This window comes from Streptomyces sp. NPDC005752, assembly GCF_040630715.1.
GTDB lineage: Bacteria > Actinomycetota > Actinomycetes > Streptomycetales > Streptomycetaceae > Streptomyces.
Genome location: NZ_JBEXYB010000020.1, coordinates 64,351 through 89,020, shown reverse-complemented (window position 1 = coordinate 89,020; position 24,670 = coordinate 64,351). Strand labels below are relative to the sequence as shown.

14 protein-coding genes and 1 pseudogene are annotated in these 24,670 nt (G+C 70.9%); 6 read left to right on the top strand and 9 right to left on the bottom strand.

Annotation, left to right across the window (positions count from 1 at the left end; genetic code table 11):
* Window positions 1–102: 102 nt before the first annotated feature.
* Window positions 103–2,016 carry a S9 family peptidase gene (locus ABZ441_RS18460; RefSeq protein ID WP_358974845.1) on the bottom strand — a complete coding sequence of 638 codons (1,914 nt, stop codon included), beginning with the start codon at window positions 2,014–2,016 and terminating at the stop codon, window positions 103–105.
* Window positions 2,017–2,091: 75 nt separating this feature from the next.
* Window positions 2,092–2,751 (bottom strand): helix-turn-helix domain-containing protein, encoded by a 660-nt coding sequence (locus tag ABZ441_RS18455; RefSeq protein WP_358974842.1) that lies wholly within the window; start codon window positions 2,749–2,751, stop codon window positions 2,092–2,094.
* A gap of 330 nt (window positions 2,752–3,081) precedes the next feature.
* Here ABZ441_RS18455 and ABZ441_RS18450 point away from each other — a divergent pair, with 330 nt between their 5' ends.
* The 4 genes from ABZ441_RS18450 (at window position 3,082) to ABZ441_RS18435 (ending at window position 6,631) form a co-directional block, all read left to right on the top strand.
* Window positions 3,082–3,738, top strand: coding sequence for a TetR/AcrR family transcriptional regulator (locus ABZ441_RS18450; protein WP_358974840.1), 657 nt, complete (start codon window positions 3,082–3,084; stop codon window positions 3,736–3,738).
* 47 nt (window positions 3,739–3,785) lie between these two features.
* Window positions 3,786–3,986, top strand: coding sequence for a ferredoxin (locus ABZ441_RS18445; RefSeq protein ID WP_358974838.1), 201 nt, complete (start codon window positions 3,786–3,788; stop codon window positions 3,984–3,986).
* Window positions 3,983–5,179 carry an FAD/NAD(P)-binding oxidoreductase gene (locus ABZ441_RS18440; protein ID WP_358974835.1) on the top strand — a complete coding sequence of 399 codons (1,197 nt, stop codon included), beginning with the start codon at window positions 3,983–3,985 and terminating at the stop codon, window positions 5,177–5,179. The genes ABZ441_RS18445 and ABZ441_RS18440 overlap by 4 nt, the downstream gene beginning before the upstream one ends.
* A 213-nt stretch (window positions 5,180–5,392) precedes the next feature.
* Window positions 5,393–6,631 carry a cytochrome P450 gene (locus tag ABZ441_RS18435; RefSeq protein WP_358974832.1) on the top strand — a complete coding sequence of 413 codons (1,239 nt, stop codon included), beginning with the start codon at window positions 5,393–5,395 and terminating at the stop codon, window positions 6,629–6,631.
* Window positions 6,632–6,676: 45 nt separating this feature from the next.
* Here the strand turns inward: ABZ441_RS18435 and ABZ441_RS18430 are convergent, their stop codons facing one another.
* The 4 genes from ABZ441_RS18430 to ABZ441_RS18415 all read right to left on the bottom strand — a co-directional run bounded on the left by ABZ441_RS18430 (window position 6,677) and on the right by ABZ441_RS18415 (window position 13,268).
* On the bottom strand, window positions 6,677–8,737 hold the full coding sequence (locus ABZ441_RS18430; protein WP_358974830.1) for a phosphocholine-specific phospholipase C: 2,061 nt from the start codon (window positions 8,735–8,737) through the stop codon (window positions 6,677–6,679).
* Between the two features lie 399 nt (window positions 8,738–9,136).
* Entirely contained in the window at window positions 9,137–10,384 is a 1,248-nt protein-coding gene (locus tag ABZ441_RS18425; RefSeq protein WP_358974827.1) for an LLM class flavin-dependent oxidoreductase, read from the bottom strand.
* On the bottom strand, window positions 10,381–11,772 hold the full coding sequence (locus ABZ441_RS18420) for an NtaA/DmoA family FMN-dependent monooxygenase (RefSeq protein ID WP_358974824.1): 1,392 nt from the start codon (window positions 11,770–11,772) through the stop codon (window positions 10,381–10,383). Before ABZ441_RS18420 ends, ABZ441_RS18425 begins: the two co-directional genes overlap by 4 nt.
* A 233-nt stretch (window positions 11,773–12,005) precedes the next feature.
* Complete coding sequence (locus ABZ441_RS18415; protein WP_358974822.1) at window positions 12,006–13,268, bottom strand: MFS transporter; 1,263 nt, start codon at window positions 13,266–13,268, stop codon at window positions 12,006–12,008.
* A 253-nt stretch (window positions 13,269–13,521) separates the two neighbouring features.
* On the opposite strand from ABZ441_RS18415, the pseudogene ABZ441_RS18410 reads away from it, so the two are divergent.
* Window positions 13,522–16,891, top strand: a pseudogene (locus tag ABZ441_RS18410) (BTAD domain-containing putative transcriptional regulator).
* On the opposite strand, the gene ABZ441_RS18405 reads toward ABZ441_RS18410, so the two are convergent.
* Window positions 16,831–17,727 (bottom strand): AraC family transcriptional regulator, encoded by an 897-nt coding sequence (locus ABZ441_RS18405; RefSeq protein ID WP_358974820.1) that lies wholly within the window; start codon window positions 17,725–17,727, stop codon window positions 16,831–16,833. The pseudogene ABZ441_RS18410 and the gene ABZ441_RS18405 sit on opposite strands and share 61 nt — an antisense overlap.
* A gap of 129 nt (window positions 17,728–17,856) precedes the next feature.
* Here ABZ441_RS18405 and ABZ441_RS18400 point away from each other — a divergent pair, with 129 nt between their 5' ends.
* Window positions 17,857–19,626, top strand: coding sequence for a beta-galactosidase family protein (locus tag ABZ441_RS18400; RefSeq protein WP_358974817.1), 1,770 nt, complete (start codon window positions 17,857–17,859; stop codon window positions 19,624–19,626).
* 80 nt (window positions 19,627–19,706) lie between these two features.
* On the opposite strand, the gene ABZ441_RS18395 is transcribed toward ABZ441_RS18400, so the two are convergent.
* Both ABZ441_RS18395 and ABZ441_RS18390 read right to left on the bottom strand, forming a co-directional pair.
* The gene (locus tag ABZ441_RS18395) at window positions 19,707–22,775 is read right to left on the bottom strand and encodes an endo-alpha-N-acetylgalactosaminidase family protein (protein ID WP_358974815.1); all 3,069 of its coding nucleotides are present in this window, start codon (window positions 22,773–22,775) and stop codon (window positions 19,707–19,709) included.
* Window positions 22,776–23,346: 571 nt separating this feature from the next.
* Window positions 23,347–23,502, bottom strand: coding sequence for a hypothetical protein (locus tag ABZ441_RS18390; RefSeq protein ID WP_205021302.1), 156 nt, complete (start codon window positions 23,500–23,502; stop codon window positions 23,347–23,349).
* Window positions 23,503–24,670: the final 1,168 nt, after the last annotated feature.

Below are 24,670 nucleotides of genomic sequence, written 5' to 3'. Positions count from 1 at the left end.
CTGAGTGGTGGGGGAACTTCTCTGCACGTGCTGACCGGCACACACGGCTGCCGGCCGGACGTCCGGCGGCCTGTACCGGGGTGGGGCCCGGGTGGCCGAGGGTTACGCCGCGTCCGGCCGGCCCGCCAGATGGCGGGCGAGGAAGCGGTCGGCCATCCGGTACATGTCGATGTTGTTGTCCGCGTTCACGAAGCCGTGGCCCTCGTTGTCCTTGACCATGTACTCGACCTCGACGCCCCGGGCACGCAGCGCCTCCACGATCCGGTCGGACTCGGCCCTGACGACGCGGACGTCGTTACCGCCCTGCACCACCATCAGAGGTGTGCGGATCCGGTCCACCCGGCTGATGGGCGAACGGGCCAACAGGTCCGCCTCCTGCGCGGGGTCATCGGGGTTCCCCGCATAGAGGTACCAGTTGTTGAACAGCTGCGGTTTCACGAAGTCCGGCACCGTCCGCAGGAAGGTGACCAGGTTGGAGATGCCGCAGAAGTCGACGGCGGCGGCGAAGACGTCGGGGGTGAAACTGACGCCGACCAGTGTGGCGTAGCCCCCGTAGGAGCCACCGAGGATCGCGACTCGGTCCCGGTCCGCGTAGCCCTCGTCGACGGCCCATTCGACGCCGTCGATGAGGTCGTCGTGCATCTTCCCGGCCAGCTCCCCGATGCCCGCCCTGAGGAAGCTCTTGCCGAATCCGGTGGAGCCGCGGAAGTTGACCTGGAGCACCGCGTAGCCGCGGTTCGCCAGGAACTGGGCGGTGGGGTCGAACTTCCAGTTGTCGCGGTGCCATGGGCCACCGTGGACCAGGAGCACCATCGGCAGCCCCTTGGGCTCCACCCCCACGGGCAGCGTCAGGTAGGAGGGGAGTGCCAGCCCGTCGCGCGAGGTGATCGTGACCGGCTTCATCGGGGCCAGCACCGCGGGATCCAGGTGCGGAAACGGCCGGAAGAGCAGGCGGCTCGTCCCTGTGGAGTGCTCGTAGAGGTAGGTGACGCCGGGGTCGCGGTCATGGGTGAAACTCACGACCCAGCGCTGTCCGCTCCGGTCGGACGACACGGCAGCCAGGTCCCCGTCGGACAGCTTCTCCAGGTTCTTCAGCACCGTGGCGAAGTGCGGGTCGACAGCATGGATGACCTGTCGCTCGCCGAGATAGCGCACCCCGAGCAGCTCTCCGGTCCGCCGGTCCAGGATGAGGGGTGACGGCAGGGTGGGGAAGACGGAGGAACGCGTGTCGAGGTCGAGGTCCGGGTGGCTGTCGACCTCGGTCTCCTCACCGGTGGCGAGATCGAGCCGGACCAGGCGGGTCCTGTCGCTGTCCCGGTTGGATCCGGCCCACACTCCGGTGCCGTCCGGGGTGAGCTGGAAGGGAGCGATGCCCAGGGGGTAGTCGGAACCGTCGAACGTGGCGACCGGACGCCGCTCCCCCGTCACGGTGTCGCACTCCACCAGCTCGATGCCGCCGTCGGGCGTCCAGATCTGGGCGTACAGGCCGCCGTGGGGCGTGTACATCAACCCGGCGATCTGGCCCGGGTTCTGCGCCAGCATCGTCAGTTCACCCGTGGCGATGTCCGCCTCGTAGAGGTCGAACTCGACGGGATTCCTGTGGTTCAGGTGCAGGAGCGCCTTGCCCGGGCGGGAGGCCGTCATCTCGAACCCGACGGCGGTGGCTCCGGGGAAGGGGGTGAGGTCGACGGCCCGGGCCTCGGGGTCCTCCAGATCGACCCGGTAGATGTGCCAGTTCTCGTCGCCGTCGCCGTCCTGCTCGTAGAGCAGCCACCGCGGATCGTCCGTCCAGTGGTAGACGTGCACGCTTCGGTTGTCGTCGGCGGTGACGCACCGTGCCTCGTCGTCCGAACCGGTCTCCTGCACCCACACGTTGAGGCGGTCCCGCCACGGTGCCAGGAAGGCGATCCTGGCACCGTCGGGTGAGAGCGACGCACCGATGCGGACGGGCGGGGCGAAGAAGTCCTCGACGGAGAGGTGTGGAACCTCGTTCGGGACCGTGGACACCGTGGACATGGGGACACTCCATTTCGTGTAGGTGTACGTGTTCGCGTTCACGGTTCGGTCGGCGCCCTCGCAGGCTCGACGCCCTCAGGCGACGGGGTCGCCGACGACTCCGCTCGTGGCCGTGCGGATCGCGTGGCTGTAGCGCCGGGCGAGAGCGGGCACGTCGCCGAACTCCGTGAGATCGGCGCCGGCGAGGACGGCGGCACCGATGTGCTCGTCCAGGACCCGGATGACCGACGCCGCCGCCGATGCGTGCAGTCGTACCGTGAGGTCGTCCGCCGGGAGACCCAGACGGTCGCCGATGATCCCACGCATCTGGTGCTCGGCCTGATCACAGGCCATCAACCACGCCGTACGCAGGGCAGGTTCGGTGTCCGCGAGCCGGATCATCTTCATCGCGAGCATCTCGTCGGCGAGATCGACGGGCGGCGACCCGTCCCGGAGCCTGACCAGCTCCGCGCCCAGATGGTCTTCGAGGGAACTCTGCCGGGGCCAGCTGCGCAGCACCGACATCAGGGTGACGACCCCCTGCATGACGACCGGCTCGGCGCAGCTCTCCTTGCTGCGGAAGTGCCGCCAGATGGACCGCGTGGAGAGGCCCACGGCTTCGGCGATCTGGTCACCACTCGTGGCAGCCACACCCTGCTCCCAGAACAGGCGCGCCGCCTCCCGTGAGATCTCCAGCCGCAGCCGCGTGCGCCGCTGCTCACTCATCGCACCTGAACCGCGCTTCGTCGTCGCCATGGGGCTTCGCCACCCTCCTTCACTCGTCCTCAAACGACACTATGTCACTTAGTGACACTTTGCAATGTCACCCACGGCCGCACCCCACCTCCCGGCGGCCTCCAGGGGCGGGACAGAGCGCCACTGCGGGCGCAATGGGCCGGGTGGAACCGGGCGCGACCACAGGTCGGCGCATCGGCGTCACGCGCCGCCCGGGCGGCCCTGGACACGTTTCCGGTCACTCGCGCACGCAATTAAGTCAGTCGATTGATTTAGAACGGGGACGTGGTGTCTAGTGATCGGAAGCGCGAACTCAGGGAGGCAGCCATCAGCGAAGTCCAGGAGGCGCGGATGCGACCGCCGGCCGACCCGCCCCGCACCGGCCGCGGCGCCGGCACACGCGAGGCGATCATGGCGGCGGCCGAGCGCCTCTATGCCGAGCACGGTCTGTCGAGCGTCTCCAACCGCCAGATCAGCGAGGCGGCGGGCCAGGGCAACAACACCGCCGTCAGCTACCACTTCGGCAGCAGGACAACGCTCGTGCGGGCCATCATGAGCAAACACGGCACGCACGTCGACGTGATCCGCAGACGTTACGTGGAGGCCGCCGGCGACAGCACCGACGTGCGGGACTGGGTACGTTGTCTGCTGCGCCCGGTGACCGATCACCTCGCCGGCCTCGGGGCCCCCTCCTGGCAGGCACGGTTCGCCATGCAGGTGATGGCCGACCCGCTGATGCGGGCGCTGGTGGCGGACGAGGCCCTCACCCGTGACAGCCTGCGCCGCACCCTCCAGGGGCTGGGTCGTTGCCTGTACGACATCGTGCCCCCCGAGATCCGTCCCGCCCGCGCGGACATGGCACGCCACCTCATCACCCACACCTGCGCAGAGCGCGAACTCGCCCTGGCCGAGAACCCGGCGGATCCAGGCATGTCGTGGGAGCGCACCGCCGACGCCTTGGAGGACGCACTGGTGGGACTGCTCGCCGCACCCACCACCGGCCGCTGAGGACCACCCAGAACAGATCGATCCGGAACAGCGACAAGGGAGAGACCATGAAGATCACCGTCGACGAGGAGAAGTGCTGCGGTGCCGGCCAGTGCGTCATGATCGCCCCGGAGGTGTTCGACCAGCGGGACGAGGACGGCATCGTCGTCCTTCTGGACGCCGCGCCTCCGGCCGACCGGCACGAGGTGGTCCGGGAGTCCGCCGACATCTGCCCCGCCGCCGCCATCCAGCTCCATGAGGACGCGTGAACACCCCGTCGGACGTACTCGTGGTGGGGGCGGGGGCCGCAGGTCTCACCGTCGTGGAGAGCCTGCGCCGCAAGGGCTATCGCGGACGGATCACGTTACTCGGCGACGAGGACCGCGTACCGTACGACCGGCCGCCCCTGTCGAAGCAGATACTCGCGGGGACGTGGGACGCCGAGCGCACACACCTGCGCACCCGTGACGTACTGGACTCCCTGGAGACGGAGTTCGTCCTCGGTGATCGCGCGCTGTCCCTCGACGCCGCCGCACGAACCGTGCGCACCGAGAGCGGGGCGGAGCTGGCGGCGGAGGCCATCGTGCTGGCCACCGGACTGCGCGCCCGCCGACTGCCGGGTCTTTCGGGCACGGCAGGCGTTCACGTGCTGCGGACCCTCGACGACGCCGCCCGGCTCCGCGGAGAGCTGCTGGAGGCCGGGAAGGTGGTGGTCGTCGGCGACGGGGTACTCGGCGCCGAAACCGCCGCCACCGCACGCCTCATGGGCGCCGACGTGACGCTCGCGGGTCCGCAGGCGGCGCCGATGCGGGCACAGTTGGGCCACGACATCGCCCGGCTGCTCGCCTCGCTGCACACGGGACGCGGGGTGCGACTGCGGCCGGACACCCTGGTGGAGGCGCTGGAGACGGCCGGCGGACGGGTGGCCGGTGTACGGCCCGTGGACGGCGCGGCCATCCCCGCGGACCTCGTCGTCGCGGCGGTCGGCAGCACTCCCGCCACCGACTGGCTGGCCGGCAGCGGGCTGGTCCTGGAGGACGGCGTGGTGTGCGACTCGCGCTGCCGCGCCGCCGAGGGGATCTACGCCGCCGGGGACGTGGCCCGCTTCCACCACGAGGTCCTCGACCGGACGCTCCGGTCCGAGAACCGTACGAATGCCACCGAGCAGGCCGTGCTGGTCGCGTCGAACATCATGGGCGAGGACCGTCCCTACACCCCCGTGCCCTACTTCTGGACCGACCAGTTCGACGTCAAGATCCAGGTGCACGGGCTGCCCACACCGACGTCCACCGTGCACATCGTCGAAGGTGGCACGGAGCAGGGCCGGTTCGTCGCGCAGTACCACGACGGGGAGGGCGGCCCCGTCGCCGTGCTCGGCTGGAACATGCCCAAACAGGCCCGCCTGCAACGCCGTCACCTCACCGACAGGTACACCCCCGCTGCGGCTGCCGCCCCGCGGTGACCGAACGCTCGCGCCGGGGACCCGGCACGCGTCGCCCCCTCGGACCGACCATCCACATCACCGGCCCCCGCGCGACCGACTCGAAAGCCCGTCGCCGACGGCCCACAAGGGCCTCAGCTCGCACGCTTCCGTCGCCCGCCCACCTCTGACTGATCCGCGCACGCCTCCCGCCCCCCACTACGGCGAGGGCGTCCCCACCCACCGGAGAAAACCGTGACCAGCACGCCAGCCACCTCCGAAACAGGCGCTCCCGAGATCCCCGACTTCCCCCCGCCGCGCTCCTCGGAGTGCCCTTTCGCCCCCTCGCCCGGTATGCGGGCGCTGTCCGGGTACGGCCCGCTGACCCCGGTCCGCTCCTGGGGCGGCAGCACCCCGTGGGCCGTGACCGGGCACGCCGAACAGAAGGCGCTGCTGTCCGACGCCCGTCTGAGCGTCGAGTTCTCCAGGCCGGGCTACCCCAGCCCCGTGGACCCGGCGCACGCCCACACGGGCAGTGCCGACCTGAGCTTCGTGGGCATGGACGACCCCGAGCACGCGCAGCTGCGCCGCATGGTCAGCGGCGCGTTCACCATCAAACGGGTCGAGGCGATGCGCCCCCGGGTGCAGAGGATGGCCGACGACTTCGTCGACGCCCTCCTCGATGGTCCCAAACCGGCCGACCTCGTCCAGTCGCTCGCGCTGCCGATCCCCTCCCTCGTCATCTCCGAGATGCTCGGAGTCCCCTACGAGGACCACGAGTTCTTCCAGGTCAACAGCAAGGCCATCGTCTCCGCCGTCGCCACTCCCCAGGAACGCCAGGCGGCCCACACCAACCTCGCCACCTACCTCGACGAGCTCGTCGGCCGCAAGCTCGTCGAACCCGGCGACGATCTGCTGTCCAGCCTCTGCACACGGATCGAGAGCGGCGAACTCACCCGCCGCCAGGCCGCCACGATGGGTGTGCTCCTCCTCCTGGGCGGCCATGAGACCACCGCGAACATGATCAGCCTGGGTACGCTCCTGCTCCTCCAGCACCCCGGTCAACTCGCCCTGATCCGCGACACCGACGACCCAGCCGTCGTCCGTGACGCCGTCGAGGAACTCCTGCGTTACCTCTCCATCGTCCACCTCGGCCGACGCCGTACCGCCCTGGAGGACATCGAGATCGCCGGCCACACCATCCGCGCCGGGGACGGCGTCATCCTCCTCGGCGAACTCGCCAACCGCGATCCTTCGGTCTTCCCCGAGCCCGACCGCCTCGACATCACCCGCAACGCACGTCAGCACCAGGCGTTCGGCGCCGGCAGCCACCACTGCGTCGGCCAGCCACTGGCCCGCATGGAACTGCAGGTCATCTATCCCACCCTCTTCCGCCGCATCCCCACCCTCCGGGCCGTCGACGGCCTCGACGCCACTCCCTTCAAGTACGACGCCCTCATCTACGGCCTCCACTCCCTCCCTGTCACCTGGTGACCGCCACGGCGCCGGTCGGCCGGGCCCCGGTGGCCGGGGGCTGCGTCAGTCCGTCCTGATTGCCGGGTCGGAGACCCCCGCTTCGCCGGTCTCCACGTGACCGGCGAAGCGGCGCAGGAAGGTCGCGTCGGTGTCGGAGACGACCTCGACGTCGTACCAGCGGGCGGTGGTGCGCAGGGCGACCGTGTGGGAGACGGTCGCACCGGGGTTGACCTTGAAGGTCTGGGCCGCACCGTCGTAGGTGTTGGTCACCGTCAGGTTGACCGCGCTGCGGGCGGAGTTGGTCATGCTGAGCGCGAGGTTGCCGCCGGCTGTCAGGTGGCGGGCGGTGACCTCGGGGCCGGTGGTCTTCGCGAGGCCCCGCCAGGTCCGCAGGAAGCCGTTCGGGCCCCATACGGTGAGATCGATCCGGTTGCCGGTGGAAGCGCTGGTGCTCCAGGTGTCCGAGAGGGTCTTGCCCGCCTCGACGGTGTAGGGCCACGGGCCGTCCGTACGGTTCCCCGAGGTGCTGTGGAAGTGGGCGCCCAGAGTGGGTCCGCCGGAGAAGGTCAGGGTGAACTTGCCGGTGGAGACGGTGGCCCGGCCGTCCACGTACGGGCTGTAGCCGAGGGCCCGCGTCAGTTTGGAGCCCGCCTCCTGGCTCGGCAGCGCGCCCGTGGGCGGCGGGGTCGGCCGGTAGGAGGGGTGCCGGTTCCTGTCCGGCGGCACGTACCCGGCCGTGGAGGGCAGGGCTGCGGGAGCAATGTCCGCACGGGCGAAGTCGAACGCCGAGGTCAGATCCCCGCAGACGGCGCGGCGCCACGGCGAGATGTTGGGCTCCCCCACCCCGAAGCGCTTCTCCATGAAGCGGATCACCGAGGTGTGGTCGAAGGTCTCGGAGCAGACGTAGCCGCCCTTGCTCCACGGTGAGACCACGATCATCGGCACGCGCGGGCCGAGCCCGTACGCGCCCGCCGCGTAACCCCCGCCGCCCGTGTACAGGTCCTTCGACACGTCCGCCGTGGACAGGCCCCAGGCCGAGGAGGCCGGCGGGTACGGCGGCACCACGTGGTCGAAGAAGCCGTCGTTCTCGTCGTAGGTGATGAACAGGGCGGTCTTCGCCCACACCGCCGGGTTCGCCGTCAGCGCGTCCAGGACCTGCGAGATGTACCAGGCGCCGAAGTTCGTGGGCCAGTTCGAGTGCTCGCTGAAGGCCTCGGGGGCGGCGATCCAGGAGATCTCCGGGAGGGTTCCGTCCGTCACATCCGCGCGCAGCCGGTCGAAGTAGGTGCCGCCCGCCTTGACGTCGGTGCCGGTGCGGGCCTTCTCGTACAGAGCGCTGCCGGGCTGGGCGTTGCGGTAGCTGTTGAAGTACAGCAGGGAGTTGTCGCCGTAGTTGCCGCGGAAGGCGTCGTTGATCCAGCCCCAGGACCCGGCCGCGTCCAGGCCGTCACCGATGTCCTGGTAGACCTTCCAGGAGACCCCGGCCGCCTCCAGCCGCTCGGGGTACGTCTTCCAGTCGTAGCCGGCCTCCTGGTTGCCGAGGACCGGGCCGCCGCCCGTCCTGTCGTTGCCGGTGTGGCCCGACCAGAGGTAGTAGCGGTTGGGGTCGGTGGCTCCGATGAAGGAGCAGTGGTAGGCGTCGCACACGGTGAAGGCGTCGGCGAGGGCGTAGTGGAAGGGGATGTCGTTCCGTGTCATGTGCGACATGGTCGTGGGGGTCTTGGCCGGCACCCACTTGTCGTACTTGCCGTTGTTGTAGGCCTGATGGCCACCGGCCCAGTCGTGGTCCAGGCCTTCGAGGAACTGCATCCCGAGGTCGTCCACCTGCGGGTTGAAGGGGAGGACGTCCTTCGTCCCGTCGGACTGGTGGAAGACGGACCTGCCGTTGTCCTGGAGCACCGGGCGGGGGTCACCGAGGCCTCGCACCCCCTTCATCGTCCCGAAGTAGTGGTCGAAGGAACGGTTCTCCTGCATCAGGACGACGATGTGCTCGATGTCCTGGATCGATCCTGTGCTGCCCTGCGCCGGAATGGCGGCGGCCCTCGCGATGCTCTCGTTCAGCATCGTGAAGGCGGCGGTGCCTCCGGCGATCTGCAGGAACCTGCGGCGGTCGAGCTCTGTCATGGGTGACGACCTCTGGATGTGGGGGTGTCAGGGGCGCCCCCAGGACAGCGGTCCCGGGGTACCGGACGGGGGTGGGTTCGTGACACCACGCCGTACACCTGGAGAACGCAAGCCCTCACCGGCGCCACGGACCTGCCCACGCCGACGGCTGGTGGGAGGCTACACGCGATGGCGTCCGTGGCCCACCCCCCGCCACGCCTCACCGCGTCGATCCACCGGCTGGCCCGGCGCCCGGGCGGGAGGCAGGTCCGTCGACGGGCCGACGGTCCACCAAGTCAGCTGCTGCTGGTGCCGGGTGCTCGGGGGCGCACCGGGGCGGGAGGGCATGACGACGGGATCCTGCCCGGGGCCCTCACACGGTGTCCGCCCCGGGATCGGGCTGCTTCCCTCCAGGGCCCGTCAACCCGCCTTCGTGTAGCGTCCGGCGGGGCGCGGCAGGCCCAAGTGGCCTCTCAGGGTGCCGTGTTCGTACTTCTCGCGGAACGCCCCCCGCCGTTGCAGCTCCGGGACCAGTCCCCGGGTGACAGCCGTCAGATCGTGCGGCAGGGTGCCCGGACGCAGGCGGAAGCCGTCCAGGCCGACGGTGCGTCGGTCGAGCAGGAGGTCGGCCAGTTCGCCGGGCGTGCCGGTGAATATCTCGGCGTCGGAGCCGAGTTCGGTGCCGGCCACCCCGTCCAGGCGTGCCAGGCGCCTGGCGGCCGCGCCCGGCTCCTCGTCCAGCAGGACGAGGAGATCGGCGAAGATCTTCAGCGGACGGTTCGTCACGTCCCTTCCCGTGCGCTTCACCGCCTCGTCGACCTGGGCGAGGATCGCCACCGTGCCCGCCCTTCCGTGCGGGGTGATGTGGACGACGTCGGAGCTGAGAGCCGCGAACCCGTACGGCGTGGAGGCGTGCGCCAGGCTCACCACCGGCGGCTGGCCCTGGGGGCTGCGCGGGGTGATCGAGGGGCCTTTCACGCTGAAGTTCGCGCCCTGGAAGTCGATGTGGTGGACCTTGTCGCGGTCGATGAAACGGCCGGTCGCCGCGTCCCGTATCTCCGCGTCGTCCTCCCAGCTGTCCCAGAGCCGCCGGGCCGCCTCCACGACATCGACGCCCTCCGCGAAGAGTTCTCGCAACCGCTCGGCGATCAGTTCGGAGTCGGTCACGTCCTCCTCCGTGACCTGGGGCGTGGTGCGACGGCCGAAGTTGGCGGCGTCGGCCGCGCGAGACGAGATCTGCGGGCGCCATCCGGCGCGGCCCTTGCTCGCGTGGTCGAGCGTGGCGATGCCGATGGCGAGGTGAAACGGTTCGGTGTGGGTGACGTTCGTGGTCGGGACCAGGCCGATGCGGGTGGTGAGCGGGGCGAGGTACGCCGCGAGCAGCACCGCGTCCACGCTGCCCCTGACCTGGTCGGTACGGTCGTCGGGCCGGTGGAAGGCGACGGACTGAAGCCCGAGGGCGTCCTCGAAGGTGACGAAGTCGAGAAGGCCCCGTTCGGCCTCCGCGACCAGATCGGCCCAGTACGCGGCGGTGAGCAGCTCACCGGGCCGGGCGCCCTCCTCGCGCCAGGCCGCCGGGTGCCAGCCCGCACCGTCGAGTGCGACCGCGAGGTGGAGTGGAGCGCCGGCAGCGCCCGTCGTGCCGGTGGCGCCGCCCGTACCGGTCATGCGGAGGTCTCCTTCTCGTCGCGCCTGTCCGACGCGCGTCGCCGGACCGGGCGGGGTACGTCGGACAGGCCCAGGTGCTCGCGGAGCGTGGTGCCGCTGTAGTCGTCACGGTGGACGCCCTTCTCCTGGAGCAGCGGCACCACCCGGGCCACGAAGTCGTCCAGGCCGCCGGGAACGAGGTGGGGGACGAGGACGAAGCCGTCGGCGCCATCGGTCTGGACGAAGTGGTCGATCGCGTCGGCGACCGTGCGCGGACTGCCGACGAACGTCCGGCGCCCCCCGACCTCGACGACAAGCTCTCGGATGGACAGGTTCCGCTCCGCCGCGAGCTTGCGCCACCGCCGGGCCGTCCCTCCCCGATCCTTACGGAACTCGGAATGCCCCTTCAGGAGGTGCTCGTCGTCCTCCGGCTCGATGTCGGGCAACGGCCCGTCGGGGTCGTACGCGGACAGGTCCCGTCCCCAGACCGCCTCCAGGTGGGCGATCGCGGTCTGCGGGCTCACCAGCTCGCGGCTGATCCCGTCGGCGTGGGCGGCGGCCTCCTCGTCGGTGTCGGCGACGACCACGCCGGCTGTGGGGAGGATCAGCAGCTCGCCGGGGCTGCGGCCGTATCCGGCCAGCCGCTGCTTCACGTCCCGGTAGAACTCCCGGGCCACGTCGATACGGTTGTGTCTGCTGAAGATGACATCGGCGTCGGACGCGGCGAACTCACGGCCCGCGTCGGACTCGCCGGCCTGGATGATCACCGGGTGACCTCGAGGGCCGGGCGGGGTGGTGAACCGGCCGGATATGTCGAAGTGCGGGCCCCGGTGGGCGAAACGGCCGGCCCCTGCGCGTACGAACTCTCCCGTCGCCGCGTCGGCCTTCAGGTCGCCTTCGGCCCAGCTGTCCCACAACTCCCTTGCCGTGCTGAGGAACTCGGCGGCCCGGGTGTAGCGGTCGGCCTCCGGGAGGTAGCCGCCCCGGCGGAAGTTCTCGCCGGTGAACGCGTCGTAACTGGTGACCACGTTCCAGGCGGCCCGCCCGCCACTGAGCAGGTCCAGGGTCGCGAGCCTGCGCGCCACCTCGTAGGGCTCGTTGAAAGTGGCGTTGACCGTGGCGGCGAGGCCGAGGTGCGTGGTGACGGCGGCCAGAGCGCTCAGCACGGTCAGGTTCTCCGGGCGTCCCACGATGTCCAGGTCATACACCCGCTCCTTGTGCTCGCGCAACCGCAGTCCCTCGGCGAGGAAGAAGAAGTCGAACTTGCCGCGTTCGGCGGTCCGCGCGAGCCGGGTGAAGGAGTCGATGGAGATCTGGCTCCCGGAGCGTGGGTCCGACCAGACGGTCACGTTGTTGATGCCGGGCAGCTGCGCTGCGAGGTGCACCTGCTTCTTTCGGGTCACGGGCACGGTGCGGTCTCCTCCTGCGGAGTCGGGCAGTAGGACGGGTGGTTGCGTGGTGCCTCTGCGAAGCGTGCACGGGTGCGCACGCGTCCGCACAGGGCGACCGGCCTTACTTCATGAGGCGTTCACGCCCTGGCGACCGATCCGCGGCGACGGGTGCGGTGGCCGGGGGTCGAGACGGCGCACACGAGCGGGAACCCCCGGAGCCACCGCCCTCCGGTCGCCGCACCTGCTAGGTGTCACCCCGGGTCCACCCCTGTCGCCTGGGTCGTAGCCACCGGCCGCCGGGAAGGGAAGCCGGCCTGTCGGGCGTACAGGACGACCGCGATCACCGGCAGCAGGAGCAGCAGGACCGTCCAGGGGAACGACTCGCTGCCGACCGCGTCGAGCAGGATGCCTCCGGCGATGCCTCCGCCCGCCATCGCGAGGTTCCAGAGCGTGACGAGCATCGCCTGCGCGGAGTCGGCGGATTCCCCGCCCGCGTCACCGACCGCGGTCTGGAGCAGCGTGGGCACGCCGCCCCAGCCCAGACCCCACAGGACCGCGGCGATGTGGACCGGTGCGGCGGTGTCGGAGAGGAGGGCAAGGAGTGCGACGGCAAGGGCGACCAGCAGGGCGCTGCCGATGGTGAGGCCGCGCAGCCGGCGGTTGATCAGCGTGCCGACGATCCAGATGCTCGCCAGTGACGCCGCGCCGAAGACCAGGAGCACGGATCCCGTGCTGCCGCCCAGACCCAGGTCGTCGAGGTACGTGGCGATGTACGCGTACAGGACGGTGTGGGCCAGGACGAAGACGAGCGTGACGACGAGGACCGGGGTCACGCCCGGAACACGCAGAGTACGCAGCATCTTCGGCCGCTCGCCACGCCCCGGCCCGGGAAAGTCCGGTACGGCCGCGACGATCCACACCAGGAGCAGCAGTGTGAGCACCGTCATCGACAGGAACGCCACCCGCCAGCCGAGCCGGTCACCGAGGAAGGTACCGGCGGGCACGCCGACGGCGAGTGCGACGGGGATACCCGCCATGGCGACGGCCATGGCCTTGCCCTGGAGCCGGGCGGGTGCCATGCGCCGCGCGTAGCCGGCGAGAAGGGCCCAGGCGAGACCGGCCGCGACACCGGCGAAGAACCGCGCCACCATCGTCAGTTCGTAGACGGACGAAAAGGCCGTGACGGTGTTGGCGACGGCGAAGCCCGCCATGGCGGTGAGCAGCAGCGCCTTGCGCCGCCGGCCCGCGGTGGCCGCTATGAGCGGGATCGTGGTCAGCGCGGTGCCGATCGCGTAGACCGTGACGGTCTGCCCGGTCGCGGACTCGCTCACCCGCAGGTCCTGGCTCATCGCCGGCAGCAGACCGGCGGGGAGGGTCTCGGTGAGGCTGGTGACGAATACGGCGGTGGCCAGGGCGAGCAGAGCGACCAGCGGAAGTCTTTCGCGTACCTCGTCTCCGCTCTGCGGGTCCGGTGCCACCGCAGCGGCGGGCGCCGTGTCGGGTTCGGTGCTCATGGGGTCTGCTCCAGGTCTTGCGGAAGGGAGGTGTGGGGCGTCGAGGTGACTGGTGGGGGCTTGGGTGCCGCTCCCTCCAGGGGCGATCGGTCCTCGCCGGCGCTCGGTGCCGACCGCGGGGACGACTCTGTACCGCGGCGCTTCGGAAAAACCTCCGGAAACCATCGGACCGGCCCACGACCCGGCGGGCGGTGGGGCCGACGCTGCCGGAAGCCCGCCATGTGCCGGTTGCCGCACATGTACGTTGGTTCCCATGCGGTTTGGGGTGCTCGGGCCACTGGTGGTGTGGGACGGCGAGGGGCGCGAGGCCGGAGTCCCCGAGGCCAAGGTCCGGGCCTTGCTGGCGGACCTGCTCGCGAACGACGAGGGGCCGGTCTCCGCAGACCGGCTGATCCACGATCTGTGGGGCGACGTGCCTCCGGGCAGGCCACGGGCCGCCTTGCAGGCCAAGGTGTCCCAGCTGCGTCGGGTCATCGGCCGGGACCGGGTGGTTCGACAGCCCCCGGGCTACCTGCTGCGGCTCGACGGCGCCGACGAGGTGGACGCCGTACGGTTCCGCGCCCTGGTGACCGAGGCCCGCCCCGTCCAGGACCCGCGCCTCCGGGCCGCGTTGCTCACCGAGGCACTGGACCTGTGGCGGGGGCCCGCGTACGCGGACTTCGCGGACCTCGGGTTCGTACGGGGGGCCGTGCAGCGCCTCGCGGAGCAGCGGCTGTACGTGCTGGAGGAGCGGGCGGAGGCACGCCTGGAGGCACGGGACCACGCGCTCCTCACCGGGGAACTCGCCGACCTCGTGGCGCGTCACCCTCTGCGGGAGCGTCTGCGCGCAGTCCAGATGAGGGCCCTGTACGCGGCGGGACGCCAGAGCGAGGCGCTGGCGTCGTACGACGACCTGCGGTCGCGGCTCGTCGGGGAGCTGGGGGTCGATCCGAGCCCCGAACTGGCCGCCCTGCACGGGGCGGTGCTCCGGCAGGATCCGGAGCTGAGCTCGGGGGCCGCCGGGACGCCGGGAGTGTCCCTCGTCCCCGGAGCGGGCGCGGCGAGCACCGTGGCCGGCAGGGGTGTCAGGGATGCAGCCGGGCCGGGTTCCCCTTCGAACCTCCCCGTCCCCCTCACCCCCCTCATCGGCCGCCGTAAGGCCCTCGACCGGCTCTCCCGGCTCCTCACGGAGAAACGGCTGGTGACCCTCACCGGTCCCGGTGGCGTCGGCAAGACCCGGCTGGCCGTGGCGGCGGCCACCGCCGAGCGGGACAGCGCAGGGGCCGGTGAGCCGGGTGACGGGACGTGGCTCGTCGAGTTCTCCGGCGTCCGCGAGGGCTCCCCCGCGGACCTGGCGCAGGTCGTCGCCGCCACTCTCGGCATCCAGGACCACGCCCCTCGCCCACTGCCGGGCACAAGTCCCGCCGTTCGCTCCCTGCCGCACCGTCTCGCCGCCGTCCTGCGCGACCGCCGCACCCTGCTCGTGCTGGACAACTGCGAGCACGTCGTAGACGCCGCCGCCGAACTCGCCGAGCTGCTCCTGCGCACCGCCCCCGGACTGCGCGTCCTGGCCACCGGGCAGCAGCCGCTCGGTCTCGCGGGCGAGGCGGTGTTCCTCGTCGAGCCCTTGCGGCCCGACGACGCCGTCCGGATGTTCATGGAGCGCGCGGCCGCCGCTGCCCCCGGCTTCCCGTGCGATCCGGACGAACCCGAGCGTCGGGCCGTCGCCGAGATCTGCCGTCGCCTCGACGGCATTCCGCTCGCCCTGGAGCTCGCGGCCACCCGCGTGCGGGCTTTGGGTGTACAGGGGTTGGCCGCCCGGCTCCACGACCGCTTCCGGCTGCTGACCTTCGGGCAGCGCGGCGCGCCCGCGCGTCAGCAGACGCTGCGAGCGGTGATCGACTGGAGCTGGGAGCTGCTCGGCACATCCGAGCGCATCGTCCTGTGCCGCCTCGCCGCGCACAGCGACGGCTGCGACCTGGACGGCGCCGAAGCGGTCTGCGCGGGGGACGAGGTCCCCCGGGAGGAGGTGCTCGACCTCCTCACCAGGCTGGTGGACCGGTCTCTGGTGGCGGTGGTGGACCGGCGCGACGGCCCCCGCTACCGCCTCCTGGAGTCCGTCGCCGCGTACGCGACCGAGCGGCTGCACGAGAGGGAGGGCTTCACCGCCGTACGGGACCGTCACCTGCGCCACTACCGGGCCCTCGCCGAACACGCCGAGCCGCAGTTGCGCGGCGCCGGGCAGCGGTCCTGGCTGGCCCGGCTGGACGCCGAGGCCGGGAATCTGCGTACGGCGCTCGACGAGGCGTTGCGCCGCGCGGGCGCGGGCGAACCGGAGGAGGCGGTCCGGCTGGTCACCGCTCTGGCCTGGTGGTGGCTCCTGCGTGGCCGCCTCACCGAGGCCCGCCGCAGTTCAAGATCAGTGCTGGCCGCGTGTTCGGGCCCCTCCCCACCTGCCGAACTCGCTCTGCTGGACACTGCTTTCGCACTGCTCACCGGAGATGGCACAGCGGTCGCCACCACCACGGCGAGCAGTCGCACAGCAAGGGAGGGCGGCCCCGCCGGCGACGCCGTTCCCGACCTCGTACGCCGCGCGCGTGCCCTGTGGCTCTGCGCGTACGGCCTGTTCAGCGCGGGGGACCTGGCCGGGGGCACTGACCTGAACACCCGTGCGCTCACCCTGTTCACCACGGCACAGGACCCGTGGGGCACCGCAGCCGCCCTCGGCCTGCGCGCGACACTCGCACTGGTCTCCGGAGACCTCGAAGCTCTCGGCCGTGACGGGGTGCGAAGCGCCCTGCTTTTCCGCGAACTGGGTGACGAATGGGGCGAGTTGCAGACAGTCTCCCCGCTCGCCGCGCTCGCCGAGATCAAAGGCGCCTACGAGGACGCGGAGCGCCGCCAGCACGAGGGGCTCCGGATGGCGCGGGAGCTGGGCCTGGAGGCGGAGGTGTCCGCGCGCCTCTCCGGGCTCGGCCGCCTGGCGTTGCTCGCCGGCGAGTGGGACCGCGCCCGCGACCTGCACGAACAGGCGCGTCGTATCGCGGTCGGGCAAGGCTACAAGTACGGAGAGATCCACGCCGGGATGGGCCTCGCCCTCGGCGCACGCCGCTCGGGCGACCTCGACGGGGCCGAGGCGCACCTGCTGCGCCTCCGCGACGGTTACTCCGATGTGTCGTCGCCGGCCGGCGACCACCTGCTCCTGGCCGAGCTCGGCTTCGTCGCCGAGCTCCGTGGCGACGCGAGCGGGGCGGCGGCCCACCACTCGGAGGGGCTGGGGATCGCCCGCGTCCTCGCCGAGCCCCGTGCCCTCGCGCTCTCCCTGGAAGGTCTCGCAGGTGCGGCGGCCCTTCGTCGCGACGGGCCCGCCGCCACCTCCGCCGCCGTCCTGCTGGGTGCGGCGGCGGCCGCACGCCGCGGGGCCGGGGCCCCGCTGCCACCCGCCGAACGCACCGATGTCGACCGCATCCACCGCTTCGGTGCGGGCCGCCCTGGGCGCCTCCGGGTTCACGGAGGCCTACGACAGCGGCACCCGGCTGACCATCGAGGAGGCGGCCCGCCGAGCCGTCCCCGGAGACCGTGGTCAGAGGGCTCGCGTCGATGGGGCGGAGATGGTCGGCGGGTGCTCGGGGTCCGGGATCTGATGGCTCCAGCCACCGGGGACCGCACGGCCTTGCTGCTCACGGAACCGGACCGGGGCCATCCCGACGCGGCGGGTGAAGAGGCGGGAGAAGTAGGCGGGGTCGTCGTAGCCGACCCGGCGGGCCACGGTGGCGACGGGGAGCTCGGTGGCGGCGAGGAGCTCCTTGGCACGGCCGAGGCGGATACCGAGGAGGTATGCCTTGGGGCTGCATCCGGCGCCCCGTCGTACGGCGGTGCGCAGTTCGGCGGGTGTCATTCCGTGGCGGGAGGCGTGTTCGGCGACGGACAGGGGCTGGAAGGCGTCGCGGGCGAGAGCGTTCAGTACGGGGTCCCCGTCGGCTCCGACATCGGCCCGGGCGCGGCGCAGGGCGACGAGCAGTTCGTGCACGGCGGCACCCGTCTCCACTTCCAGGAGGGGGTTACCGTGACGGGCCGCACGCGTGATGCGGCTCACCGCGGCGCGGACGGACGCGGTGCCCGCCAGGGGGACGACCGGGCGGTCGGGTTCGATGTAGCCGAGCTCGGTGTACGGGGCGGTGGCCGGGCCGCTGAAGTCGACGAAGCTCTCGTCCCACCCGGTGTCGGGGTCGGGACCGTAGTGATGCGGGATGCCCGGTACGAGCCAGATCAGTGCGGGGGCGGTCACGGGGGTGTCCCTGCCGTCGGGGCTGCGGTACCAGCCGTTGCCCGCGCTGATGACGACCGCGACGTGGTGGTCGAGGGTGCGGGGTCCGACCGGGGGCAGCGTGCCGTGCTGGAGGCCGACTCCGAGGCAGACCAGACCCAGCTTCCGGTGGGCGGGGCCGGGCGTGAAATAGCGCATCCAGGTGTGGTACATCCGGTCCGTGTCCTCCCCGCCCCGGTTCGCCGGCGTTCCGTTGTGTCCAAACAGCGCTGATCTTTGTCCATGGACGGCTCCGCCGCCAGGGGGTGAGGTGGGGTGGTGGCGGAACGAGAGGTGGGGACCGTGGCTGAGTTCAAGGTGGGTCAGGCGGATTTCGAGCTGGACGGGCGGCCCGTACGGCTGTTGTCGGGCGCTGTGCACTACTTCCGGGTGCACGAGGACCAGTGGGGACACCGGCTGGCGATGCTGCGTGCCATGGGCCTGAACTGTGTGGAGACGTACGTCCCGTGGAATCTCCACGAGCCGCGGCAGGGACGCGGTCGCGATGTGGAGGCGCTGGGGCGGTTCCTGGACGCTGCGGAGGCGGCGGGCCTGTGGGCGATCGTGCGGCCGGGTCCGTACATCTGTGCCGAGTGGGAGAACGGCGGCCTGCCGCACTGGCTGACGGGGACGCTGGGCACTCGGGTGCGGACCCGCGATCCGGAGTACCTGGGGCAGGTGGAGCGGTGGTTCCGGCGACTGCTGCCGCAGGTGGTGCGGCGGCAGATCGACCGCGGCGGGCCCGTGATCATGGTGCAGGTCGAGAACGAGTACGGCAGTTACGGCTCCGACCACGTGTATCTGGGCCGCCTCGCGGAGATCTTGCGCGAGCTCGGTGTGACGGTGCCGCTCTTCACGTCCGACGGGCCGGAGGACCACATGCTGACCGGTGGTTCGGTGCCGGGGGTGCTGGCGACGGCGAACTTCGGTTCGGGTGCGCGGGAGGGTTTCGCGACACTGCGGCGGCACCGTCCTGACGGGCCGCTGATGTGCATGGAGTTCTGGTGCGGGTGGTTCGGTCACTGGGGTGCGGAGCCGGTGGTACGGGATCCCGCCGACGCGGCTTCGGCGTTGGAGGAGATCCTTCGGTGCGGCGCGTCCGTCAACATCTACATGGCGCACGGCGGTACGAACTTCGGCGGCTGGTCGGGGGCGAACCGTTCCGGGGAACTGCACGGCGGGGAGCTCCAGCCGACTGTCACGTCGTACGACTACGACGCCCCCATCGACGAGTACGGCCGTCCCACGGAGAAGTTCTGGCTGTTCAGGGACGTCCTCGCCCTTCATCAGGAGAAGGACGCCCCACTGCCCGACGTGCCCGCTCCGCCCGCCGCACTGACCGGCCCGGTGCGCGCGGAGCTCGTGGACTGGGCACCTCTGAGTGACGTCATGGACAGCCTCGGGGGTCCGGAGGCCGAGTGGGTGATGCCACCGACCTTCGAGGAGCTGGGGGTGGACCGGGGGCTGGTCCGCTACCGGGTGGACGTGCCGGGGCCACGCCGGCCGTATCCGCTGGGTGTGACCGGGCTGCGGGACCGGGCGGTGGTGTACGTCGACGGCGCACGGGCGGGGGTGCTGGGCGGCGGCCCCGCCGAGGCCGGTTCGTACACCGGGCTGGACGAGCCCGTCTCCGGGCCGGCGTCCGTGGAGCTGTGGGTGGAGTCGTTGGGGCGGATCAACTACGGGCCGCGTTTCGCCGAGCCGAAGGGGATCGCGGGGGGCGTCCTGCACGACCGGCAGTACCTGCACGGCGTACGGGCGCGGGGGCTGGCCCTGGACGCCTTCGAAGGCGCGGACGCGCTGGGAGAGGTTCCGTTCCGCTCTCCGGAGGCGGGCGCGACAGGTCTCTTCCGGGGAACCTTCGACGTGTGCGGCGCGGGTGACGCCACGGTCGCCCTGCCGGGGTGGGAACGCGGCTTCGTGTGGGTGAACGGCTTCTGCCTGGGACGCTATTGGAACGTGGGTCCCCAGCAGTCCCTGTACGTTCCCGGGCCCTTGCTCCGTGAAGGCGTAAACGAGGTGTGGGTCCTGGAGCTGGAGCACTCGGGTGAACGTCTGCTGACCCTCGGCTGAGGGGCGCGCACGGGGTGGACGAGGAGGGCGGCACAGGACCCGCCCGTCTCGTCCGCCCCGTAGCCCGCCCCACAGGCCCGTCACGCCTCGCGCACCTCGAAGGAGTCGAGGACGAACTCCGCGGTCCCGTCGTCACCTGTCTTGCGCAGGCCGACCCAGGTCTCACCTTCCGGCGGTGCGGTGAACTCGTAGCTCAGCACGGTCGGCGAGGTGGCGACGGGAAGGTCCCTGCGGTCCAGTTCGCGGGAGGCCGGCGTGTCGACCCCGGTGATCCAGGCGTACTGTCCTGCCTTCTCGTTCTCGTACCGGAAGGTCACCCGGTAGCGCTTGCCCGCCTCGAATCGGACGGTGTGCTGCACGGTGCGGTGGACCAGGCCGTCGTTCTCGCCACGCGACTTGAGCGACTGGGTCCCGTCGACGACGTCATCGATCGCCTTGCCGTTCCAGCCACGCCGGGTGAACGGGGCGTGCCGCTCAGCGATGTGGGTGCGCGGGTCCGTCGAACCGCCCGCGTCGCCCTTGACGAAGACGCCCCAGCCCTGGGGCACGTGCTGGAAGTCCTCGAAGGCCACGGCTCCGGCCTTGGTGGTGCGCTGCGCGGCGACGATCCGCACGTTGTCGAAGCGGACCCTGGCGCTCCCTTCCTCGGTGCGCAGGGTGAGGTCCACGGGGCCTGGGCCGTCCGGCACGCTGAAGTACGTGAACATGCGCTGGAAGCGGGTGTCGTGCTTACGGTCCGCCGCGACGAGGTTGACGGCGGTGGAGGAGTCCGTCCAGTTCTCGGTGACGGTTCCGTCGGAGGTGCGCACGGTCAGCGCGGCCCGTCGCCGCTCCCCGGCCCTCTCCCCCACCTCCACCTGTACGGACGCGGCGTAGGTGCCCGGCGCCAGGCGTGCGAGCCGCCGGCCGACGGCAGCGGCCGGACCGGCGCCGATGACGAGTTCGTAGTCGCCGAGGGCGCTGAGCTCGACGGACGCCGGACCGCTGACGTCCCAGCCCTCCAGGGAACCGGAGTTGAAGCCCGGGTCGCGGAGGGGCGTCGACTGACCCCACTCCGGGTCCGGGTTCGCGGGCATCCGGGTGCGGTGGACGACGTACGGCTGCTTCGCCTCGGCCTCGATGGTGACGCGGCCGGAGCGTACGGGCAACGCACCGGCGTACGTGCGTCCTTGGTCGGAGAGTCGGTACAGGGCGACCTCCGGCCGGCCGGCCCAGCCCCGCGGCAGGTGCCAGGTGCTGCTGCCTCCTGCCGGGTTGTAGTGGTACAGGCGGTGCGGGTCGGTGGCTTCGCGCGGCTCCCACGGCAGCAGATAACTTCCCCCTTCGTAGACGACACGGCCGTCGGTGGTGATGCGACGGGTGCCGTCGGTGTCTTCCACAGACGTCTTCGTCGGGCCGAAGAACGTGATCTCGTGGGCGCCCCAGGTCCTGACCGGGTAGGCCTGGAGGTACTTGGCGGGCAGACTGTCGGTCCAGATCTGCTGGTAGAAGGTGTTCCAGTCGGTCTTGTTGACCCAGCCCTCGAAGTTGCCGGTGCGCGGGATGCCGAGGAGCGTCGGCCACTTGTCGGCGAAGACGTCCTTCTGGTGGTTGCGGATGAAGCGGATCAGCCGCGAGTTGATGCCTCGGGACGTGTCGCCGCCGTAGTCGGTCTCGGTGGCCCAGTGGGACCAGACGGAGGAGCGCTCGAGGCCGTGGCCCCATTCGGTGGTGACCTGCCAGCCCTGCTCGCGCAGGGCCCGCTGGAGCCGGTCGGAGGTCCAGCCGGATTCACGCAACACGTCGATGTAGAGCATGTTCAGGGCGGGGTCGGTCTCGTCCCTGAGGTCCTGGAAACGCTTGATGATGTCGCCTGAGACGAGATCGCGCCGCTGGTCTATGCGGTAGCTCTGGTCGAGCCAGTCCCACTGTTCGTCGCTCTTGTCGACGAGCGTCTCGGAGAACGCGTGAGCGACGGGGTACGACTCTGTGGCGTTCACGTGGACACCGAAATCGCTTCCCCACCTGCGTCCCTCGCGCACGAGCGTGTTGAGGTCCTCGAGGCCGCCCGCGCGCGCGTTGTAATGGCCCGCGTAGTCGGGGTGGGCCGAGTCGTGGCCCTCCGACTGGTAGCCCTTGAGGAGTGTGTACTGGCGCAGCCCGTCCGTAGCGAGGGAGATGCGCTTGACGTTGTCGAGCGTCGCGAGGAACGGGTTGGTGGCCTGGCTGGCGAAGTTGAACGGGATGTGCGGGACGACCCGGAGGTGCTGCTCGTCGGCGCCCAACGGGTCGACCATGATGTCACGGAAGGCGATGGCGGCGTCCTGCCAGTCCACCACCCCGTCGCCGTTGCGGTCACCGGTGATGATCACGGTGGCGTACGGGAGCGGTTCGGTGGCGTTCAGGGGTGCGGTCGCCGCACGGTGCGTCCACTGACCGCAGGCGAGCTGTGCCTTGACGTAACCGTCCTTTCTGACGGTCTGCCGCCACAACCGCCCGTTCTCCCAGGTGGCGCCTGGCACGCTGTCGGGCTTGTCGTACGTCGTGTTGGTCTCCACGGCGCCGCCGAGCCGGTCGTGCGCGACGACGGCGTACGCGCAGCCCGTCGGCGCGGCGTCGGGCGCGGTTCCTGGCGTGAGCTCGATCAGGGTGTCGCCGCTCGTGGCCTTGTCGAGCTGGACACGTGCGGCGAGGACAGCGGCGCCCGGCTGATCGCTGCGCACGGAGAGGAACGCGAGTGACGGAATCTCGAACGTGCCGACGCGCAGGGCCGGTGTGTCGGTGATGCCGGTGACCCGCCAGTCGACCTTGCGGCCGGCGACTCGGATCTCGACCCGGATCTCGGTACCGCCGTCGAAGGCGAGGGTGTACGAAGCGCGGTCGTGGCCCGAGCGTGAGGTCACCCGCGGGGTACGGGCGGTCCCGTCGATCAGCACGGAGATGACGGGGTCCTCCTGCCCGTGCAGTACGGCCCCGCCGGCCCGTTCGGTGTACGAGACGACGCGTGGGAAGTCAGGGTCGACGCACACTTCCAGTTCGCGGGAACGCAGCACGGTCTTCTGCTGCACCGCGAGCGCGGAGCCGGGTCCGGCGAGGGCCAGTCCCGCTCCCGCCAGTGCAGTGGCCGCCACCACGGTCCTGCGGCGCGGTCCGGGGTCCTGTGCGTGCATGCTCGCTCTCCTGACGCTTGTCGGCATCTGTGCACGCCAAGATGCGCCGCCCGGGGTGAGCACGCCCATGGACAAAGGAGGGGCGGGTGTTGGACTAAGCAGCCGCTGTCGTACCGAGAGGTTCCATCGTGGGCCGGCTCCCGTGTCCGGTGAGCGGCTGGTGGCCGGCAGGCATCCCGAACGGCTGATGGGTGCCACAGGTCGTCCGCCCGCGTGACGACGAGCCCGCCCATGGCCTCGGCCGGGGCGGGCTCGTCGTCACGCCGACTCTTCGGGGTGGCGGTCGCAACCGGGCATCCGCCGACCGGCCGACTACGCGAGAAAGGGTGTGGAGCACCTGCAGGGGCGCTGCCACCGGAGGTGGCGGCGCCTGCCGCAGTCGAGTCCACGGTTGGCGGAAATCTGCACCGGCCGGTCACGCGGACGTACAGTCCGGCCCTTCGCACGGGGATTCACACCGAGGGGAACCGGCGACCGCGTGACCTCCGGAGAGCGTGCCTCCCCCGCACGCCCGGGGCGTAGCCGACGGTGCAGACGTTCCCGTCCACGAACCGCCCGGCTGAAGGTAATGCTAGAAGTAATGCTTGCGTCCGCCGACCTTGCGACCAGTCGCGCCGAGAAGCCACAGAACCGCACCGACCACGACGAGAATGCCACCGATCGTCGTCAGCAGGGAGACTCCGACCAGCAGGCCGATGATGAGCAGAATAGCGCCAAGGAGAATCATTTCAGTTCCGATCTCTAATATTCGATGTGTACAGGCCCCTCGTCACGACTGGCATACACCATCCCCCGTACGCCTCCAGCACAACACGTGCCAGGTGAAAACCGGGCTGTCGTGCCATCGGCGACTGTGGGGTTTCTGTCGTGCCACCTCCGTGTGCCCCGCTCCTGACGGCTTAAGCACGCCCGTCCCGCAGAATCATCACCTCTTTTTTCCTCCTCGTCATGCCCTCCCCCGCAGGAGTCGTACTCCCCGCCCTCGCCCTCCGCCGGCTCGTCCTCGGCCGGCGCCTTCCTCGTCGTAGTCGTGCCGGACTCCTCGCGCGGTTCTCCTCCGCCACGGCCCAGCCGTGCTCGACGACTACTTCCCCGTCGCGGATCCCGCCGTGAGCCGTCGCTCGGCCGTGGGACTGCCGGCTACGGACTTCCTGAGCTCGGTGAGGGGGGATTCAGCCACGGTCGTCCTCCTGGTTCCTGCGCGCGGAGCGCGGAGCCTTGGCCGTCCCGGCTTTTTCACCTGTCGAGCAGGCCTCGACCTGCCCCTTCGGCGCCGTATCGCGGCTCCGGGCGCCGCTCGCGCGCGGGAGCCTCACCACCGCCGCGAGTCATCAAAGTGAGCCCCTCGGCCGGGCCCGCAGCAGTGGTCCGGCGTGCTCACCCTCGTCCGTCCGCGGTGCGTCCGCTGAATCGGCCGCCGTCTTCGTGGCACCGAACACCTCTGTCCGGATCTGGTCGGGGAGTCCGGCCAGAAGCGGACTCCCAGCAACAAGCTGCCCCAGTTGCGCAGGCTCAGCTTCTCGCCCCGCAGGACCTCCGGCTCGTCGGCCGACCGAGCGGATCGAAGGCCGAGAATCTGCAACAAATTGATCTACGGCTGTTTTGACTACCCCTCAGCGACTGGACATCCAGAATCCCGAAACCGGTGCGGGAGATACGTACAGGAGCGTCAATAGCCGCACCACCCCGTCGGATCCGCAGACAGGAGGTCTGGATTTCATGCTGCGTGTCAGTTTTCCTCGCGCGCCCTCACGGCTTCGGGGACGCGCCCGGCCCATTGGTGCACACATGAGTGAGGGTAGACAAGCCGGAGCACGTAGGAGTTCCGTCGTCCCGGCACTACGAGAAATCATCACGCCGCCCTCATCCAGGGGCAGGCGGATCACAGATCCCAA